We start from the raw sequence: 17551 nt of genomic DNA on the forward strand, positions 1-17551 counted from the left end.
CTATGGGTCCTGGGGCTCGTGGATTTCCTGGTCGCGGATTTCACCGATCGCCGCGATCAAATCACGCATCGATTGATATCGGTCGCCGGGGCGCTTTTGGATGGCTTTCATGACGACCTGATCCGCCAAGGCCGGAATTTGACGATCCGGCGCGGTTTCGCTGGGCGGGGGAACGTCCTTGCTGCGGATGTTATCAAACGTTTCGTCAATGTTTCGGCCACGGAAAGGTTCCCGCAGGGCCAGCATTTCGTAAAGGACCACGCCGACGCTGAAGATGTCCGATCGTTCATCAATGCCACGATTACCGGACACCTGCTCCGGTGACATATAAAGCGGCGTGCCGGGACGCTGGCCGCCACCGGTCAGCGTGGTCAGTTGTTGGTCTTCCTGGTCGGGTTTCTGCGCCAGTGTGCTTTTCCGGATCGGTTCGTTGTCGTCGGCGTGTCCCCAGACCTTGGCGGTTCCCCAGTCCAGCAGGATGACTTCGCCGAAGTTTCCGACCCAGATGTTCTCCGGTTTGACGTCACGGTGAATGACGCCACGTGCGTGTGCATAGGCAAGTGCCTGGCAGGTGTCGGCGACGACATCCAGTCGCCGGCGCAACGGGAACGCTTCGACCGTGGCTTCGTCCCTGCGGGCGATTCGCTTCAGGATTTCGAAGAAGTTTTCCCCCGAGATTCGTTTCATCACGAAGAAAATTCCGTACATCAGATCGTTGCCGATCTCGTAGACGGGCACGGTGTTTGGGTGCTGCAATTGTGCAGTCACGCGGGCTTCTCGCAGGAACCGTCGCCGTTCCTTGCGGTCGTTCTTGGTTTCCGGCAGCAGTGTCTTGATAGCCACGGTACGACCGACGATACGGTCAAAGCCGCTGCGAAGAATCGCGCTGCCGCCCCGCGCCATTTCTTTCAGGCCCGTGTAACGCTGCAGTCCCGACGGCAATTTGGTCGGCAGATCGGGATCGGTTCCCGACAAGATGATCGACGGTTCGACGGTCATGGCGTGAAGTTCAGCAGATCGATTGAGCGACGTGGGGTGGGCGACGGTGTTTCGAAGCGACGTCGGCAGTTTTTGCCGTTTTATGTCACATACCGAAACGCCGGGCCGGTCTTGTCGGCCAGGCCGGCATGTCTGCCGGGTCCGACTGGGTCGGCCGTGCCTGCTTCATTGTATCGTGCGACGGGGTGATTCACGCAGCGGGCATGATGGCATGGTCGGTCAACAAAAAAAGGCCCGATCGCGTTGCTATCACGCGATCGGGCCTGACAGATGTTCGACGTCGTCAAACGCGGTCGCTTACGCGGGAACCGCGGCGCTCTTGACGGTCGCGATGATCGCGCTGGCGACCATGTACGGGTCGGCGTTGGATGCCGGGCGACGGTCTTCCAACCAGCCCTTCCATCCGCTTTCGACGGTTCCGATCGGGATCCGGATCGAAGCACCACGGTCCGAAACGCCGTAGCTGAATTTGTCGATCGACTGGGTTTCGTGCAAACCGGTCAAACGTTGATCGTTGTCGGCACCGTAAACGTCGATGTGTTCCTTGATCCGCGGCTCGAAAGCTTGGCAGATCGCTTCGTACACGTCTTGGCTGCCGCAGGTCCGCAGGGTCGTGTTGCTGAAGTTCGCGTGCATGCCGCTGCCGTTCCAGTCACCCTTGACCGGTTTGGGCTCGTAATTGATCGTCAGGCCGTGATTTTCGGCGGTGCGATCCAACAGGTAGCGGGCAAGCCAGATTTGGTCCCCGGCTTCCTTGGCACCCTTGGCAAAGATTTGGAATTCCCACTGGCCCATCATCACTTCGGCGTTGATGCCTTCGACGTTCAGGCCGGCTTGCAAGCACAGTTCCAAGTGTTCTTCGACGACTTCGCGTCCGACTGCACGACCGCCACCGACGCTGCAGTAGTACGGGCCTTGCGGTCCGGGGTAGCCTTCGGAGGGGAAGCCCAGCGGCTTGTCCGTTTCCGGATTCCACAGCGTGTATTCCTGTTCGAAACCGAACCAGAAATCGTTGTCGTCGTCGTGGATCGTGCTGCGACCGTTGGTGCGGTGCGGGGTTCCGTCGGAGTTCAAAACTTCGCACATCACCAGGAAACCGGTGCCGATGCGGCCCGGATCGGGGACGATGTAGACGGGTTTGAGCAACAAGTCCGACGAGCCACCACTGGCTTGTTCGGTGCTGCTTCCGTCGAAGCTCCAAACCTTCGCGTCTTCCAGCTTGCCACTGAAATCGTCTTCGATCTTGGTCTTGCTGCGAAGCGTTTGGGTCGGCTGATAGCCATCCAGCCAGATGTATTCCAACTTGCACTTGGTCATAAGATTGATTCCCCCTTGGTGAATCAGAACGAGTTTGACCTGTCTGTGCCGCCTTATGTCGTCAAACCCGACACAAATGAAGCACACTCAATATGAACACGGTTCTACCCAACCGATGCCCGGTGTGGCTCAGAATCGACCAGCGGGGCCATACTTCCAAGCGGAACCATAAAATAGCCGAAATTTCAAGCGTGGGTAGTCTGGTCCCCATGACCGGCGCCTAGGGAACATGGTCTCCCCTAGGCTGCCGGGTAACGTGAAAGCGGGTCCGTTACAACGTGGCGGTCTGGTCCCAGCCCTAGCGATCCGTTGGTCGCCAGTCGGACAGTTTGCTGTCGCGCAGACCCGCACGACACGCCATCGCCTGCAGCGGTACCGCCGGCGCGTCGATCGGTCCGACGTACAACTGCCAACCGGACCACTGGTCCCCCGTGCGGATGCGATAGACCAGCGAACCGCCTTCGGTGGGGCTTCGCAAGTGGACTTTCCCATCGGTGAACTCGATTTCCGGCGGAAGCGTTCGCGGCATTTTGCCCCCCGGCTTCATTTCCTCCATCAATACCGCTTCGGGGATCATTCCGGTGTCGCCGATGCGTGTCTGCCATCGCTCGGTGGCCTGTCGCATCCGCGCCAACCGATCCGCATATTGAGGCAGCTCCGCCAAGTTATTCAATTCCCACGGGTCTTTTTCGGTGTCGTACAGTTCCTCGATCGGCTTGGGCAGTTGGAACCAGTTGGCTTGGCCGCCGGACAACCGGCCGGCCGCATTCATCCGACGCCAATCTTGCATCATCGGCATTTCGTCCATGTAGTCCAAACGCTGGGAATACGGACGATCCGGATGATAGTTACGGATGTACTTCCAGCGTCGATCGCGGGCACCTCGTTGAAGCTCGTAGACTTCGTCCATCCGGTCACGGTGCAAAAAGATGTACGGCGGTTCTTTGCTGACATCGTCGCTTTGGTCTGCCGTGAACAACGTGCGACCGTGCATGTAGTCGGGGACTTCCACCCCGGCGGCTTGCAACGTGGTCGGTACCAAGTCCATCAGTGTGACCAAATCAGGACGACGGCCGCCGGCGTCCAAATGATCCGGCCAGCGGGCGATCACGGGCACCAGCGTTCCGGTGTCATAGATCCAACGTTTGCCACGCGGCAGCCCCATGCCGTGGTCGCTCCAAAAGAACACCAGCGTGTTGTCCGCCAAGCCGTCTTGTTCCAAACGGTCCAGCACTTCGCCGGCCATCTTGTCCATCAACGTGATGTTGTCGTGATACCAAGCCCAGTTCTTCCGCGCCGCCGGCGTGTTGGGCATGTAATCGGGCATCGTGTCGGCGCATTCGATGGGATCGTGACGGTTGGCTTCGCCGATTTCGTCGATGACTTCGGCGTGACGCTTTTCGCCATGACGCACTTGGCTCTCGTGCGACACGGTGAAGTTGATCACTGAAAAGAAAGGCTGATCCGGATCGGGGCGTTCCCGCCAGTCTTGATGCTTCTTGCCCTGGCGGTCCCAAATCGCTGGTGTGGGTTCGAATTGATAATCGGTCTTTTCACGATTGGTCGTGAAGTATCCCACGGCCCGCATCAGTTCCGGAAACGGTCGGACACCCGGCGGCAAAATGATCCGGCTGCGCATGTGTTGGGAACCGATCGACGGCGGGTACATCCCCGTGATGATGCTGCTGCGGACCACGGCGCAGACGCCGGCGGTCGTGAACGCATGATCGAACCGGACGCCTTCGGCCGCCAAACGATCCAAGTTGGGCGTGATCGCGTGCGGATCGCCATAGCAACCGAGGTTCGGTGAGATGTCTTCGCAACTGATCCACACAATGTTGGGGCGGTCGTCGGCGATGGCTGCTTGTCCTGCACCCGACAGAAACAAACAGGCGGCGACGAACCGTTGAATGATTGGTGTTAGTTTCATCAGTCCACCGCTCCCAATTTGCGAAGTGCGTTTTTGGCGGCACCGCCAATGTGATAGTCACCGCCACCGCCGGGCTTGTGTGTCTGGTAAGCCTTCTGCAACGCGGGCACGGCGTCTTTGGCATCGGGACCCAACCGGCCGATCAGTTCCGCCGCACAGCACGCCATGCCACGTTCGGGATATTCCAAGCGATCGGTCAGTGTCGCCAGGTACTGCTGCATCTCACCACCACGGCACAACGCGTAGGCCGCAGCCATCTGCGTCGACTTCATCGGGTCCGTTTTGACGATACGTTTCAGAGTGTCGCCGAACGGCTTGACCGCTTCCGGGCCCCAGTCGCCCAGAATGCTGCACGCCAGGTATCGCATCGCGGGATCGTCGTGTTCCAGGCATCGGCCAACCTGCGGCGCGACGGAGACGCCCATGGGGGCCAAGGATCGCAACGCCCGCAACCGATCCGTTCGCTCGGTTGAATCCAATTCGCCCACACATTCATCGGCGGTGCGACCGGCCACGACATCGACGGTCAATCGATCGTCCGGCTTTGCCGAATCTGCGTCGTCGGCCGACACCGAAGGACAGGCAAGGCAGAAAAGACTCAGGACAAACAACAGTGGTGACTGACATCGCGGACTCTGCCGATGTCGGCGGTCCCGCGGCCAGCGGAAAGAGAGATGTGAATTCATGGTCTTGGGAAATGTTGGTGCTCGGCCACCGAAGCCAAGTCCCTGGGAGTGCGGCCGAAAACGGGGGCCGTCGTCCCGGCCAAGCGGGATCGGCCGATTCGGCCGTGGCGGGTGCGAGCGATGGGCCGTCACAGAAACAACGCTGACGCATTTTATCGGAATTGCCCAAAGTCATGTTCAATGCCGCCGAATCACTCCAATTTCGGGGACAATTCGCAGCGCCGCATCGACTGTTCCTGGCCGAACCGTTCCGTTCTAATGACCGCTACGGTGAAGAACGACAACGATAGTCGCATGATGATCGGGTCAACGGTCAAATGCGATGATGACCGGGTGCAGCGCCGGTGAAGGCGTTCGCTGTCAACGTTGCTCTTCAAATCAGAACCAAATTTTACGCACGGCCTTTTCTTTTTCGGTCAAGGCAAACACGCAAGGATTGTCACGTTATGTCCAACGCGCCCAATGATCCGTTCGGAAACCAGAACCCAGGCGCCGGTTATCAGCAACCGCCGGCCAAAAAATCCAACACCTGGCTGTGGGTCTTGGGCATCTTGGCGGCGCTGTTGTTGGTGGGTGCCCTCGCATGCTGTGGCGGCGGCTACTTCTTTGCATCCAAGTTCACCGAATTTGCCGGCATGGCGATCGTCGAACAGCTGAGCGACAATCCGGTCATCCAGGACAACGTTGGCGACATCGAATCGGCGTCAATCAATCTGCAGGAAACGGCCCAGTACGCCCAAGACAATCCGGGCGAAAACCGAATGATCGTCGACATCGTCGGCTCCAAATCGGATGCCCAGTTGGCAATCGAACAACAGGGCGAAGACGTCGCTTCGGCCGAATTGATTATGCCCGACGGCACCACCTACGATGTTCCGCTGGAAGGCACCGGGTTCGATACCGATATGGGCGACATCGATGCCGGCGATCTCGAAATGGGCGAAGACGACTTCAGCATCGAAGTCGAAACGGATGCCCCGTAGTCGCTGTTGAATCCTTTCAACACTGCATTTTGTAATGTCCAACGCAAAGGCGTGGCCAAGTGATCGCGGTCACCCGGCCACGCCGAAGCGCCCCCAAAATATTGCTCTCTCGATACTTCATTCCCAACAACACGAACTGACACCATGAAAGTTGCCACCTTCGAAACCGATAAGGGCACCATCAAGATCGAATTGTTCGCCGACAAGACCCCCAACACGGTGAAGAATTTCGAAGACCTGTGTGCCAAGAACTTCTACGACGGTCTGACGTTTCACCGCGTGATTCCGAACTTCATGATCCAAGGCGGGTGTCCCCAAGGCACCGGCACCGGCGGACCGGGCTATCAATTCGAAGACGAGTTTCATCCTGAATTGAAGCACGACGGACCCGGTGTTTTGTCGATGGCCAATGCGGGTCCCAACACCAACGGATCGCAGTTCTTCATCACCCACGAAGCCCAACCGCACTTGGACAATCGTCACAGCGTGTTCGGCAAGGTCATCGAAGGCCAAGACGTCGTCGATGCCATCGAACAGGGTGACAAGATGACCAAGGTCAGTGTGTCTGACGAAGGCTGATCGTCGTTGCCTGCCGATGCTTGTTGGTAAGTCATGATTGCGTTTTCGAAAAGGCTGATCAGCCGTTGGTTGATCGGCCTTTTTTTCGGCACTCTGATCATCGCGGTGACATCACCGTGGTTCGTCCGCAGCTATGTTCCGCTGACCATGGATCCGGTTCGCAAGACCTGGACCCTGCCCGAGGACGCGGTCTATCGCTGGCGGAGCGAAGGTTATGCGAACACGCACATCGGGCCCCACGGAATGCCCGGCCGAACACGATTGGCCGATGGCCCGTCGGTGCGTCGACGTATCGCACTTTGGGGCGACAGCCAAGCCGAAGGCGTTGCGGTCGATGATTCGAACAAGTTGTTTGCGGCCATCGAACGGGCGATCGATCCCCATGGTTCGGTGGCCGTTTATCCGCTAGCACGCAGCGGTGAAGACGCGGCCGTCTGGATCGAACAGATTCCGCGAACCGAAGCATCCCTTGGAATCGACGCGCATGTTATTTTGATGGTCGACTGGGAAGACTTGGCCGTGCTGCAACAGCACGACACGACCTCGCCCGATATCGGTCGAAACAATACCGAAACCGATGGTACCGCCCCGGCGTCAAAAAACGCGTGGGCCGCCCTGCTTCCCGCTTTCGTCATTCAAGCGGCCAGGCACGTTCTAACGCAGGACGATGGGGCCAACATTCGACGTTGGCGATGGACGGTAGGCCCCGTCGCGAAGGGCGACGTTCCCGGCCATTTCCCGACGGTCGCCTCGGAAAACGAACGCGTCGATTGGCAGAAGGCCATGCAGGCATTGGCCGAGTCCACCAATCGCCCCGTTTTGATCGTTCACGCGCCTCGACGTCCCGAGATCGTGAATGGTCGCGTCGTGCGTTCGTTGGATCATCCGGACCACATTCGCTTGTTGCGCGCCGCGGCTTCCGACACCAGGCTGCACTGGTTGGACGTGACGAACGATTTGATTGACGCAGCCGATTCGGGTGACTGGCCGCATGGATTCCATAACGGACAGATCGGCGTGGGACATTTGAATGCCCACGGCTATCAGTTGATTGCCCAGCGAATCGCCCAGCATGTTGCGTTGACACAAGACGTGATTGCGACACCGGAACGATAGAAAGGACGGTCATCGGTGGGATTCACGCGACTGGAATTTCCGATCTTTCTGGCATTGGTGATCGCACTGGTCTGGGCGACACGTCGCGTCACACTGCGCAATGCAATTCTACTTGCAGCCAGCTATTACTTTTATGCCTATTGGGATTATCGGTTCTGCGGTCTTTTGATTCTGTCCACGGTGGTCGATTTCATCGCCGCCCGGCAGATCGATCGTTCCCAATCACAAAGCATTCGGCGCTTGTTTCTGTTGACCAGTTTGTGTGTCAACTTGGGCGTGCTGGGGTTTTTTAAATACTACAACTTCTTCATCGAATCACTGGCCGATGTATGGGGGCACTGGGGATGGGGATCCCAGACGTTGCAGATCATTTTGCCGGTCGGGATCTCCTTCTATACATTTCAAACTCTCAGCTACACGATCGACGTTTATCGGCGAAGGCTGCGGGCGACATCAAATTTCTTGAATTTCGCCCTGTACGTTGCGTTCTTTCCGCAATTGGTCGCCGGACCGATTGTTCGCGCAAAGGAACTGTTGCCACAACTGGCGGTGCGTCCGACGTTTTCGAAACGGCGGATGTACGGGGGATTTCAGCAACTGTTGCGCGGCGCCGTGAAAAAGATCTTGATCGCTGATCGGATGGGGGAAGCGGTTGATGTCGTCTTTGCAGGACCGGATCTGTACAGCACGGTGACCCTATGGATCGCCGTCGTGGCGTATGCCGGTCAGATCTATTATGACTTTTCAGGCTACACCGACATGGCGACCGGAGCCGCCAAGATGATGGGGTACCGGTTTCCACCCAACTTCCGACACCCGTACCTGTCGTCAAACATGGCCCAGTTTTGGCGACGTTGGCACATGACATTGTCACGTTGGTTGCGGGATTATCTTTACATTCCGTTGGGCGGAAACCGCCTGGGACGCAGCCGGACTTATGTGAACTTGATGGTCACGATGACACTGGGTGGGTTGTGGCACGGTGCGGCGTGGACATTCGCTTTGTGGGGAATCTGGCATGGTTTGGGGCTGGCCGTTCACCGGATGTCCACCACACGATTTCGATTGTCTCGCGGCGTGGGGTGGGGGCTGACCACAATGGTCGTTTTGGTCGGTTGGGTTCTATTCCGCAGTCCCGACGTGTCTAGCGCCATGAGCATCTTGGGACGAATGTCATGGCCGACCGCGGGGATTGACTGGTTCCCACCGCTGCCCCTGCTGATGATCGGCGTCATGGTGATTGAACACGCTTGCTGGGCCGCGGGATGGCGGCGTCCGCGAAGGTTGCCGGCGGATCGTTGGTATTCACCGGTGGTGACGGCGATATTCCTTTGGAGTCTGGTTTTGTACGCGCCCCAAGGGTTTCGGCCCTTCGTCTATTTCCAGTTCTAAATCTTGATTCTTATGACCGCGACCGCCGACGCGGTGATTTTGCCGATTGTCGTGCGTGCCAGTCGATTTGATGCCAGGGTGTGGTCAGGCGGCGAACGGTAAGGCTGAGTGCTGTGATGACACCCAACGCGATTGTTGATGCGATCACGAACATGATCGTGATTTGATAGGCGACCGCCTGAAGTGGCGGCGCACCGGCCAGCAATTGTCCGGTCATCATGCCGGGGATGCTGACGATTCCGGCAACCGACATGGTGTTCAAGATCGGAATCATTGAAGCACCCGTTGCATGTGCCATCACGGCCTGAGTCGCCTCATACCGATCGGCGCCCAATGCCAATCGCATTTCGATTTCATCACGACGATGATTCAGTTCGGATAGGAATCGGTCCATCCCCAAGGAAATGCCCGTCAGCGAATTCCCCAGGACCATGCCTAGCAGCGGAATCAATACGGCGGGACTGAACCATGGTTGTGGTCGTACGATCAGCAACACCGTGATCGCCGTGATCAGCCAACTGCTGGCCCAAACCGAAAAGATGGCTGTTGGATAGATGCCACGAAACCGGTCGGTGACTCGTCCGACCGCGGACACCCCCGCAATCACGGTCATCGCCGACGCCAATGCCAACACGGGCAACAGATGCGTCAGGCTGAAAATCTGGTGAAGGATCAGCCCCAACAGACCCAGCTGAACGCACAGCCGAACGGCTCCGACCAAGATCTTGCGTTCCAGTTTCAAACGCAGCCACCAAGAAATCAGACCGTTGACCGCCAACAGCAAAGCGGCGATCGCGACCTGCCACCAATCCAACGTCGGTGCCGTCGCTGTTGCATCGGACAACAATAACAGGCCGGTCATCGCAACTTTCCTTCATTCATCGTCCAAGTCCCGTCGGCGACCCGTTTCAATTGGCTCGTGTCGTGACTGATCCAGACCCATGCGCGGTCACCCGATGCTTGCAGCCAATCTTGCATCACGTTTTCAACGACGGTGGCGGCGTCGGCATCGAGCGCCGACGTCGGCTCATCCAGCAACAAGATTCTTGGATTGATCAGCAGGCTCCGAATCAAAGATGCAATCTGACGTTCGCCGCCGCTTAGGGTTGCGACATCTTGATCTAGAAAAGCGTCGGAACGACCGAACGCCTTCAAGCGATCCACCGCCGCGGATCGGTCAAACTTCTGGTTGGCGGAATGAGCCTGGTCGGCCGCATGGAATTGAAACGGCAGACGCAGGTTGTCTTCGACCGTGCCGGCCACAAAGCCTGGTCGCTGAGCCAAGTAGGCGACGTCACGTCGATATCGCGGCACGTCACCTTGTTGGATTCGGGTTCCGTCCAGATCGATCGACCCTGTCGTGCGGCATTCCAACAAAGCAAGGCTGCGAAGTAGCGTGGATTTTCCACTGCCACTGGGGCCGGCCAATCCGATTCGATCCGAACCGCAGACCCGGATTTCGACATCATCCAGCAACACGCGATTCGTGTCCGGGGCGACGTGTCGTAGCTTTCGTGCGATCAGTTCGGTCAACGGGATGCCTCCGATAACGCCATGACGATGAACGCCACAGGTATCAGCGTGGCTTCAATCCGTTTCGTGTGGCCGTTGCCGTCAACGGGTCCTCGGGCCAATGATGTTTGGGATATCGCCCTCGCAGGTCTTTGCGGACTTGCGGATAGGTGTTCTTCCAAAAACTGGCCAAGTCGTCGGTCAGTTGCTGTGGTCGGCCGTTGGGGGCGAGAAGCTGAAATCGTAACGCCACACGGGACATTGCCAATCGGGGCGATTCGGTCCATCCGAACAATTCCTGCGGCTTGACGGACATGGTGGGGCGATCCGCTTCGGAATAGTCGATTTTGCGTTGTGATCCGCCGGGAACGGTCAGGCTGTCAGGAGCGTTTTGGTCAATCTGTCGCAGTTGTTCGTAGGTATAGGCCGCTCGCATAAAATCAATCCATGACGCATCGACAACCGACGAGAGTCGAATGTGTTGTGCACATAGCATTCGTAGGGTTGGTTCAATCTGTTCACGGCCGATCGGCGGCAGTTCAAGTACCGGAGCGTTTTTCTGCAGGAATTCAACACGTGCAACGAATTCGTTGACGCTGTTGTGGCAATCGGGTGGGCACCAGCCGTATCGCTTCAGATACTCGCTTAGCAAAACCTCGGCGGTGGATTCATTGGGAACGCACTGGATAGGGGTTTCGTTGATCAATAGGTCTTGGACATAGGTTCTTCGTCGCATCACCAGGGATTCGGTTGATGGATCGAATTCGGCTTCGTCGACTTGCGAAACCCGCTCGTCGTCCAGCCAATCCAGTTGGATGCCGACCGCCGATCGAACTTTGGCCTCCGTATCGCCACTGTCGACGTCGATGCACAGGAACAACGCGGAATTTGCGACGGTGCTGGACGGCATCAAACGCACGCCGCGACCTCCGATCATCACACCTTGGGCACTTGCCGTGTCACGACGCCGAGCGATCCGGTCGGGAAACGCCGATAGCAACGCCCTGCCCAAACGTTGACCCACCGGCAGTTTGGCCGCCGATTCGTTGTGGGCGGGGGCCGCATCACGATCGCTACGAGCGATCTTTTCCAATCGGCGTGCGACACGAACGACCTGGGCTTCGACGCTGGAACGTTGCGTCTTCTGGCTCGACAGTGTTTGTAAGCGATCGATGGTGTCGGCCAAATCGTTTTCCGGCCAGCCGTTGGATACGGATGCTTCGCCGGAAGCCGATCCGTCTTGCGAATTTGATCCAGAATCAGCATTCCCCAGCGACGGGCGTTCGCTTAGCATCGCGGCGGTCAGACAAGCGGGCCATAGCACATCCCAGCGATGCCCGGATTGAATCAGTTTCGACAGCCTCGGGTGCAACGGCATGTTTGACATGCGATAGCCATCGGACGTGATCTTGCCGTCTTGATCAATCGCATCCAACTGGCGAAGCAGCGCTTTTGCTTGATCGACCGATTTCGACGGTGGCGGGTCGATCCATGGAAACGACGCGACGTCGATCTCTCCCCAACGCGCCAAAATCAAGACGGTCTGACAAAGATCGCTTCGCCGACTTTCGGGGACATCGTAGGCGGGACGGGACCGATTCATCGCTTCGGGCCACAGTCGATAGGCAATTCCCGGTTGGGTACGCCCTGCTCGGCCGGCACGTTGATCCGCCGACGCCATTGAAATGGGTTGTTGCTGCAGTCGCGGCAATCCGACCGCTGCATGAAACGTCATGACTTTGGCTTGACCGCCGTCGATGACCGCGGTCACGCCCGGTATCGTCACGGAAGTTTCAGCGACATTGGTCGACAACACCACTTTGCGACGATCGCCCGGTCGAAGCACGCGATCCTGTTGCTCCGGCGACAGATCGCCGTACAGTTCGGCAACCTCGTAACCCAGTGTCGATGCTACGTGGGCTAGGCGTCGGGATGTACGTTTGATTTCGCCCACACCCGGAAGGAATACCAGGACATCGCCATCGGTGGCATCGCGGACCTCGGGCAACAAATCGGCCACGGCATCTTCGGTTCGCTGACGCGACTGCATCGGCCGATAGCGGATTTCCACCGGAAATGATCGGCCTTGGCTGACCACCGCGTCGCCTTCGCCCAAAAAGTCAACGATGGGATCGGGATCCAGGGTCGCCGACATGACGAACAACCGCAGGTCATCCCGCAGCGTGGTTCGAATCCGGTGCAGCATGCCCAGGCATAGATCCAATTCCAACGACCGCTCGTGAAATTCATCCAGCAAGACGCAGCCGACCGAATCCAAAAGCGGATCGTCATTGAGTCGCCGCAAAAGCATGCCCGGCGTCATCGCAACCAGCTCGGTGCGTGCCCCGATGCGACGGTCAAAACGCACGTGGTAACCAATACGGTCACCGACCGTTTCACCCAACGTCGATGCGATCCGACTGGCCGCGCTCCGCGCGGCCAAACGCCGTGGCTGGATCAGCAAGATTTGACCGAACTGTTGAATCCCTTCTTTCAGCAACACCGGCGGAATACCGGTTGTTTTGCCGGCACCCGGCGGGGCTTTCAGAACCACAGGCCTTGCCGCTTGGATCGATGAAACGATCCTGGACAGCACTTCATCGATCGGCAGTGGCATTAACGTTTCATCAGATGCTTGTCCGCGAAATCCAGATATCGCAGCCAATCATATTCGGCCAAGTCGTGTTTGCCGATACGCAGGTGATAGCTGATGTGTCCGTATTGCAGGGGCTGTTCGGGACTTGGCATGTCCACCGAATCGCTGGCCAAGCCGATGCCGCTGACGCCGTAAAGTCGATAGACCGGGCTGGCATGGACGCAGGACAAAAATTCGCCATGGGGGTCCGCCCAGCGATCTTCGGTCGCACTGGCAACGCACAGTGGCCGCGGGGCGATCAACGCCAGCAGTTGATGCTGGTCCACCGGCAATGCGGATTCGTTTTCGTTGTAGTCTTGAAAGCGATCGTTGAACCAATGCGGAAACGACTGATTGATGCGACCGACCGTTTCGCCAAACGCACGACGCGACAATGCTGCACCGCCGCATCCGGAATCATTGCTGATCACCATCGCAAAACGGGGGTCGGTCGCCCCGGCCCAAAGCGCAGTTTTGCCCAGTCGCGAGTGCCCGATCACGATCACGTTTCGGGCATCCACTTGTGCGTCGGTTTCCAAAAAGTCCAAAGCCCGACTTAGGCCGAATGCCCAACCGGCGATGCTGCCCCAGCGTGTCTGTGGATCGGCTGAAGCATTCCAATCGGCGAACAGACCGTGGATACCGTTTTGAAAACCGTCGTCTTGATCGGGATCGATGTCGCCGTAATAGATCGTCGCCAAGCCGTAACCTCGGCCAACAATGGTTTCGATCGGCCAGCGGTCGGCGGCGACACCGCGGCCGGCTTCGGTTGCACGGTTACCGTCGGTCGTGCCGTTGTTGCGATTGCGCATCCAACTGTCGGGTATACGAATCGCCGGATCCGGATCAACCGAATGATTGCCTTGAAAATTCAAGCCCAAGAATGTCGGCACGGGGCCCTGTGACGATGCCGGGGTGTAGACCAGCATTTGCATCGTCAGCGAGGCGTTGTTGTGGGTCACCGTCACATCGATTTCACGACGAATCGCCCGGCCGCCCAACGCATCATCTTTGCGGCTAACGACCTTGCCCTGCACCGTCACGTTTTGTTGCACCGGGTCGGGTGACACGCCATAGACGTGGTCTTGGAAAAGCTTCAACGTTGCCGGGCGTCCGACACTTTCCCATTGCTGCGACGACGTGATTGACGCACCGTCGGATGACGACAATGGGTCCGGCAGTTGGTACTGCGGAATCTTGGCTTCGTCATAGTTCGGTTCAAACGACCGGGCCGTGGTCACACCGAGAAACATGGCACACAGGGCGACAAAGGGGACTCGTAGCATCGTTTGGACTTCAGTGTTGAAAGGAAAGTTCCATTGCCCGCAGACATCAACTCTTTGGCGAACCGCTTGCAAAAGCGGGTTTGCTGGCTTGACCCAGGCCCTGCATCCGCCGCCAAGCACTTAGCTGGCCCAGGTGGATCATCAAGTGCCCGCCCAAATAGAACGCGTGCATGGATCCCATTGTCGCAAACTTGGCGCGACCACGTTCGTTCGGATTGACCGCCGACAGGGTTGCGTCATCAGCCTGGCGAAGCGCATCGACCGCGGAAGTGTAACTGGCAAAGAACCGTTCGGTGATTTCATCCATGGGTGGATAAATCGTTCCGTCAGGATCGTCGACGCATTCCGCCACGGGCGAAAACAGTTCGTTGTATCGATCGGTTGGCATGACGGCCGACGCATCGCCGCCCAGTTCATTCACCACGCGCGAACCGTACAAACTTAGGTGACCGAAAATGAACGCCGGATGATTGGACGCCACCACGGTGTCACCCAATCTTGCGAATCGTGCGAACTGCGAGGCGGGGATATCTTGCAGCAACTGTCGAGCGTAATTCATACAGTGCTGGCCGCTTTCGGCGATTGCGTTGGCCATCAGTGACATACGACTAGGACTCCTTGGATAGTTCGCTTTCGGCAACGGCCGCCGCCAAAACCTTTTGTGATTTTTCGTAGCCTTCGCGGGCAACATCGGCCGCGTCTCGTTTCCAGTAGTCTGGATTGAAAAGCTCCAGTGAAAAAGTCCCACAAAAGCCACGATCGATCAGACCGGCGATGATCGACACCAGTGGACAGACGCCATCACCAGGAAAGACACGGTCTTTATCGGCAATCTCACTGATACCCGGTTGGTCGGGATAATCATTGATGTGAAAAACCGGCATCCGAGAGGCTTCGATCATTCCCAAGCCGGCAAAGTCATTGCCGCCTTTGTAAATGTGATAGAAATCCGGCAGCACACACGCGTCCGGATGCATCGCGCCGGCCGACACGTACGCCAAGTCACCCAGCGATCCCAGGACCGGCGAGAAGCCCCACAATTCCAACATCGGGATGACGCCGACATCCGCGCCGACGTCCAACAAATCGTGATAACGCTGGGCGATGGTTTTCAAGCTGGGGATCGCATCACCGGGTTTGGGACGATGAACGCCGACCGGTGGTGCCGCCATGTGGGTCCCGCCAATCGCGCGGACCAATTCCATGTCACGACGGGCTTCGGCCAAACCGGCGGCGCGTTGTTCGGGATCGTCGACGATCCATTGTGCAAACCCGATCGCGCTGACGACCTTCAGCCCCGCATCATCGATCTGACGTTTCAGTGAATCCAAATCGCCACCATCATCGACGTATTTCCGAAGATCACGAATCCAAGGTTCGATTCCGTCGTAGCCGGCCGCGGCGGTGACGTCGATTTGTCGGCGAATGTCCAGTTTTTGTCCGCGGATGGTACTGGTGTTCAGCGCGATCCCGATGCCTGCCGTTTCCGGACCTTTTGGCAATTTCGGTTCGGCCGATGCAATTGAAGTGGGAATCAAGTCGGCCATCGCTGCCAGCAGACCGCCCGATGCGGCCAGCGTGATCAATCGGCGTCGGTGGGTTCTCATGGCAGGCGGTTCATCCAAGGTGGGAAAGATTCGATCGCAGCTGGATCTTTGATGGAATCGCCTAGGATACAGCGAACCAATGTCGACGTCAGAATTCGCCATCGATCAGGATTCGCCGTGGCAAAAAACGTCAAGAAATGGTGGCCGATCGCGTCACGGTTGCAGAAGCCGCCGCGATTCGGCGGCGGCCAATTCGGCCAGCCGGCCGTCCAGTTTGCCGATGGCCATTTTATAGGCCATGCGGGCTTGGCTAAGCTTGCCCATCGACGCCATCTTTCGGGCGTAACGGACCAGCGATTTTCCCTCCTCGATTCGTTCGACGTGATCCGCCGGTGTCACGTCAGTTCGACGAGCGGTCGAATCGAGTCCACGCATTTTTCGATCCATCGCGTCTAAATCGATGATCGTCGCAGTCACCGAACCGCCGCCAAAGGATCGTGCCGACGATTGCCCGTTGCCTCGTAGTGATCGTGACCGGAACGCGGATGAATTGCCACCCAAAACCGCTGTCCCGCCATCGGGCACCAGAACGCTGCCGCTGTGGCTGAATGTACGGAACGTCGGCAGCTGAACGACTTGACCTTGGGCGACCAGGCCTGCCGAAGCCACCGAAAATCCGACGGCAAAGAAAACAAGGGATCGCACCGGAGATAGCAGAGGCGTCTTCACGAATCAAGGATCCAACTTCAACTTGTCTTCGAACAAGTTGCGAGTCTTGCGAACCTTTTGGCTGACGACCATTTGGCAGTAGCCTTGGTAGGGATTTCGCCGAAAGTAATCTTGGTGGTACTCCTCGGCCGGATAAAACGTGCTGGTTTCGGACTTTCCGGTGCCGTCTTCCAGCAAAGTGACGACCTCTCTGCGATACACCTTTTCCTTATTCAGCTTGTCGATGTAGGCCTTGGCCGCAGCTTTCTGTTCATCGTTGTGATAAAAGATGCTGGTCCGATATTGCGGTCCCTTGTCGGCGCCTTGTTGGTACAGACTGGTCGGGTCATGCGTCTTGAAAAAGACTTCCAAGATTTCTTCGAAACTGATCTTGTCTGGGTCATAGTGGACCTGGACGGCCTCGGCGTGCAGCGGTTTGCCGGGGATCGGACGCTTGTAACTGCACACGGCTTCGTAGTTGGCTTCCGCCTTGGTGCCGCCTATATAGCCGGAAACAACCTCGCCGACTTTTCCTGACTGTTGAAATTGTTCGTAGACCGCTTCGGTGCACCAGAAACAGCCGCCGGCCAGTGTGACGACTTCGGAAAAGTTTCCGTCAGATTTGATTTGCGATTGATTCACTCGTGCCGATCCTGAACGAGACGATTGGGCATAGGAGTCACAACCCCCGGCGGCAAGCAGCACCAACAGCGCGACGCCGATTGATCGAATGGACGGGGCAAATGTCATTGATGGCTCCGTGGGTTCCGGTGGATTGCGGTTGAAGTCAGAAACGAAATGGGACGAGCGGTTCGCGGATAAGTGAATGTCGAGACACCATGGATTCCCGCCTCTGGCAAG

At 57.7% G+C, this 17551-nt stretch carries 17 protein-coding genes; 5 read left to right on the forward strand and 12 right to left on the reverse strand.

Annotated elements, in window-relative coordinates; all coding sequences use genetic code 11:
• From Mal65_RS00400 to Mal65_RS00415, 4 genes are all read right to left on the reverse strand, one after another.
• On the reverse strand, nucleotides 1-999 hold the full coding sequence (locus Mal65_RS00400; protein ID WP_145292628.1) for a serine/threonine protein kinase: 999 nt from the start codon (nucleotides 997-999) through the stop codon (nucleotides 1-3).
• A gap of 297 nt (nucleotides 1000-1296) precedes the next feature.
• Nucleotides 1297-2316, reverse strand: coding sequence for a glutamine synthetase beta-grasp domain-containing protein (locus Mal65_RS00405; protein ID WP_145292630.1), 1020 nt, complete (start codon nucleotides 2314-2316; stop codon nucleotides 1297-1299).
• A gap of 298 nt (nucleotides 2317-2614) precedes the next feature.
• A complete protein-coding gene (locus tag Mal65_RS00410; RefSeq protein ID WP_145292632.1) occupies nucleotides 2615-4246 on the reverse strand; it encodes a sulfatase family protein in 1632 nt (543 codons plus the stop codon).
• The gene (locus Mal65_RS00415; protein ID WP_165700977.1) at nucleotides 4246-4818 is read right to left on the reverse strand and encodes a HEAT repeat domain-containing protein; all 573 of its coding nucleotides are present in this window, start codon (nucleotides 4816-4818) and stop codon (nucleotides 4246-4248) included. Before Mal65_RS00415 ends, Mal65_RS00410 begins: the two co-directional genes overlap by 1 nt.
• Before the next feature lie 44 nt (nucleotides 4819-4862).
• Here Mal65_RS00415 and Mal65_RS26275 point away from each other — a divergent pair, with 44 nt between their 5' ends.
• The 5 genes from Mal65_RS26275 to Mal65_RS00435 all read left to right on the forward strand — a co-directional run bounded on the left by Mal65_RS26275 (nucleotide 4863) and on the right by Mal65_RS00435 (nucleotide 9002).
• Nucleotides 4863-5078, forward strand: a complete 216-nt coding sequence (locus Mal65_RS26275; RefSeq protein WP_165700978.1) for a hypothetical protein — start codon at nucleotides 4863-4865, stop codon at nucleotides 5076-5078.
• Nucleotides 5079-5378: 300 nt separating this feature from the next.
• Entirely contained in the window at nucleotides 5379-5915 is a 537-nt protein-coding gene (locus tag Mal65_RS00420) for a hypothetical protein (RefSeq protein ID WP_145292636.1), read from the forward strand.
• A gap of 144 nt (nucleotides 5916-6059) precedes the next feature.
• Nucleotides 6060-6494, forward strand: coding sequence for a peptidylprolyl isomerase (locus tag Mal65_RS00425; protein WP_145292638.1), 435 nt, complete (start codon nucleotides 6060-6062; stop codon nucleotides 6492-6494).
• A gap of 33 nt (nucleotides 6495-6527) precedes the next feature.
• Entirely contained in the window at nucleotides 6528-7610 is a 1083-nt protein-coding gene (locus Mal65_RS00430; RefSeq protein ID WP_146441012.1) for a hypothetical protein, read from the forward strand.
• Nucleotides 7611-7625: 15 nt separating this feature from the next.
• A complete protein-coding gene (locus Mal65_RS00435) occupies nucleotides 7626-9002 on the forward strand; it encodes an MBOAT family O-acyltransferase (protein WP_145292642.1) in 1377 nt (458 codons plus the stop codon).
• 10 nt (nucleotides 9003-9012) lie between these two features.
• Here Mal65_RS00435 and Mal65_RS00440 read toward each other — a convergent pair whose 3' ends face one another.
• The 8 genes from Mal65_RS00440 to msrA all read right to left on the reverse strand — a co-directional run bounded on the left by Mal65_RS00440 (nucleotide 9013) and on the right by msrA (nucleotide 17440).
• Nucleotides 9013-9864, reverse strand: coding sequence for an ABC transporter permease (locus tag Mal65_RS00440; protein ID WP_145292643.1), 852 nt, complete (start codon nucleotides 9862-9864; stop codon nucleotides 9013-9015).
• Nucleotides 9861-10535: an ABC transporter ATP-binding protein gene (locus Mal65_RS00445; RefSeq protein WP_165700979.1), complete on the reverse strand. Its 675-nt coding sequence runs from the start codon at nucleotides 10533-10535 to the stop codon at nucleotides 9861-9863. Before Mal65_RS00445 ends, Mal65_RS00440 begins: the two co-directional genes overlap by 4 nt.
• A 43-nt stretch (nucleotides 10536-10578) precedes the next feature.
• Nucleotides 10579-13131: an ATP-dependent helicase HrpB gene (hrpB, locus tag Mal65_RS00450; RefSeq protein WP_145292647.1), complete on the reverse strand. Its 2553-nt coding sequence runs from the start codon at nucleotides 13129-13131 to the stop codon at nucleotides 10579-10581.
• On the reverse strand, nucleotides 13131-14435 hold the full coding sequence (locus Mal65_RS00455) for a glucuronyl esterase domain-containing protein (protein ID WP_145292649.1): 1305 nt from the start codon (nucleotides 14433-14435) through the stop codon (nucleotides 13131-13133). The genes hrpB and Mal65_RS00455 overlap by 1 nt, the downstream gene beginning before the upstream one ends.
• A 46-nt stretch (nucleotides 14436-14481) precedes the next feature.
• Nucleotides 14482-15039: a DinB family protein gene (locus tag Mal65_RS00460; protein WP_196784465.1), complete on the reverse strand. Its 558-nt coding sequence runs from the start codon at nucleotides 15037-15039 to the stop codon at nucleotides 14482-14484.
• Between the two features lie 4 nt (nucleotides 15040-15043).
• Nucleotides 15044-15898: a sugar phosphate isomerase/epimerase family protein gene (locus Mal65_RS00465; protein WP_145304513.1), complete on the reverse strand. Its 855-nt coding sequence runs from the start codon at nucleotides 15896-15898 to the stop codon at nucleotides 15044-15046.
• Between the two features lie 297 nt (nucleotides 15899-16195).
• On the reverse strand, nucleotides 16196-16711 hold the full coding sequence (locus Mal65_RS00470) for a hypothetical protein (protein ID WP_145292651.1): 516 nt from the start codon (nucleotides 16709-16711) through the stop codon (nucleotides 16196-16198).
• Nucleotides 16712-16714: 3 nt separating this feature from the next.
• Nucleotides 16715-17440 (reverse strand): peptide-methionine (S)-S-oxide reductase MsrA, encoded by a 726-nt coding sequence (gene msrA / locus Mal65_RS00475; RefSeq protein WP_145292653.1) that lies wholly within the window; start codon nucleotides 17438-17440, stop codon nucleotides 16715-16717.
• Nucleotides 17441-17551: the final 111 nt, after the last annotated feature.

Source organism: Crateriforma conspicua, from assembly GCF_007752935.1.
Classification (GTDB): domain Bacteria; phylum Planctomycetota; class Planctomycetia; order Pirellulales; family Pirellulaceae; genus Crateriforma; species Crateriforma conspicua.

Bases quoted from the DNA above. Each gene is read 5' to 3' on its own strand.
- Mal65_RS00460 (WP_196784465.1), bottom strand. From the start codon at position 15,039: ATGTCACTGATGGCCAACGCAATCGCCGAAAGCGGCCAGCACTGTATG.
- Mal65_RS00430 (WP_146441012.1), top strand. From the start codon at position 6,528: ATGATTGCGTTTTCGAAAAGGCTGATCAGCCGTTGGTTGATCGGCCTT.
- hrpB (WP_145292647.1), bottom strand. From the start codon at position 13,131: ATGCCACTGCCGATCGATGAAGTGCTGTCCAGGATCGTTTCATCGATC.
- Mal65_RS00410 (WP_145292632.1), bottom strand. From the start codon at position 4,246: ATGAAACTAACACCAATCATTCAACGGTTCGTCGCCGCCTGTTTGTTT.
- Mal65_RS00420 (WP_145292636.1), top strand. From the start codon at position 5,379: ATGTCCAACGCGCCCAATGATCCGTTCGGAAACCAGAACCCAGGCGCC.
- Mal65_RS00455 (WP_145292649.1), bottom strand. From the start codon at position 14,435: ATGCTACGAGTCCCCTTTGTCGCCCTGTGTGCCATGTTTCTCGGTGTG.
- Mal65_RS00400 (WP_145292628.1), bottom strand. From the start codon at position 999: ATGACCGTCGAACCGTCGATCATCTTGTCGGGAACCGATCCCGATCTG.
- Mal65_RS00425 (WP_145292638.1), top strand. From the start codon at position 6,060: ATGAAAGTTGCCACCTTCGAAACCGATAAGGGCACCATCAAGATCGAA.
- Mal65_RS00405 (WP_145292630.1), bottom strand. From the start codon at position 2,316: ATGACCAAGTGCAAGTTGGAATACATCTGGCTGGATGGCTATCAGCCG.
- Mal65_RS00440 (WP_145292643.1), bottom strand. From the start codon at position 9,864: ATGACCGGCCTGTTATTGTTGTCCGATGCAACAGCGACGGCACCGACG.
- msrA (WP_145292653.1), bottom strand. From the start codon at position 17,440: ATGACATTTGCCCCGTCCATTCGATCAATCGGCGTCGCGCTGTTGGTG.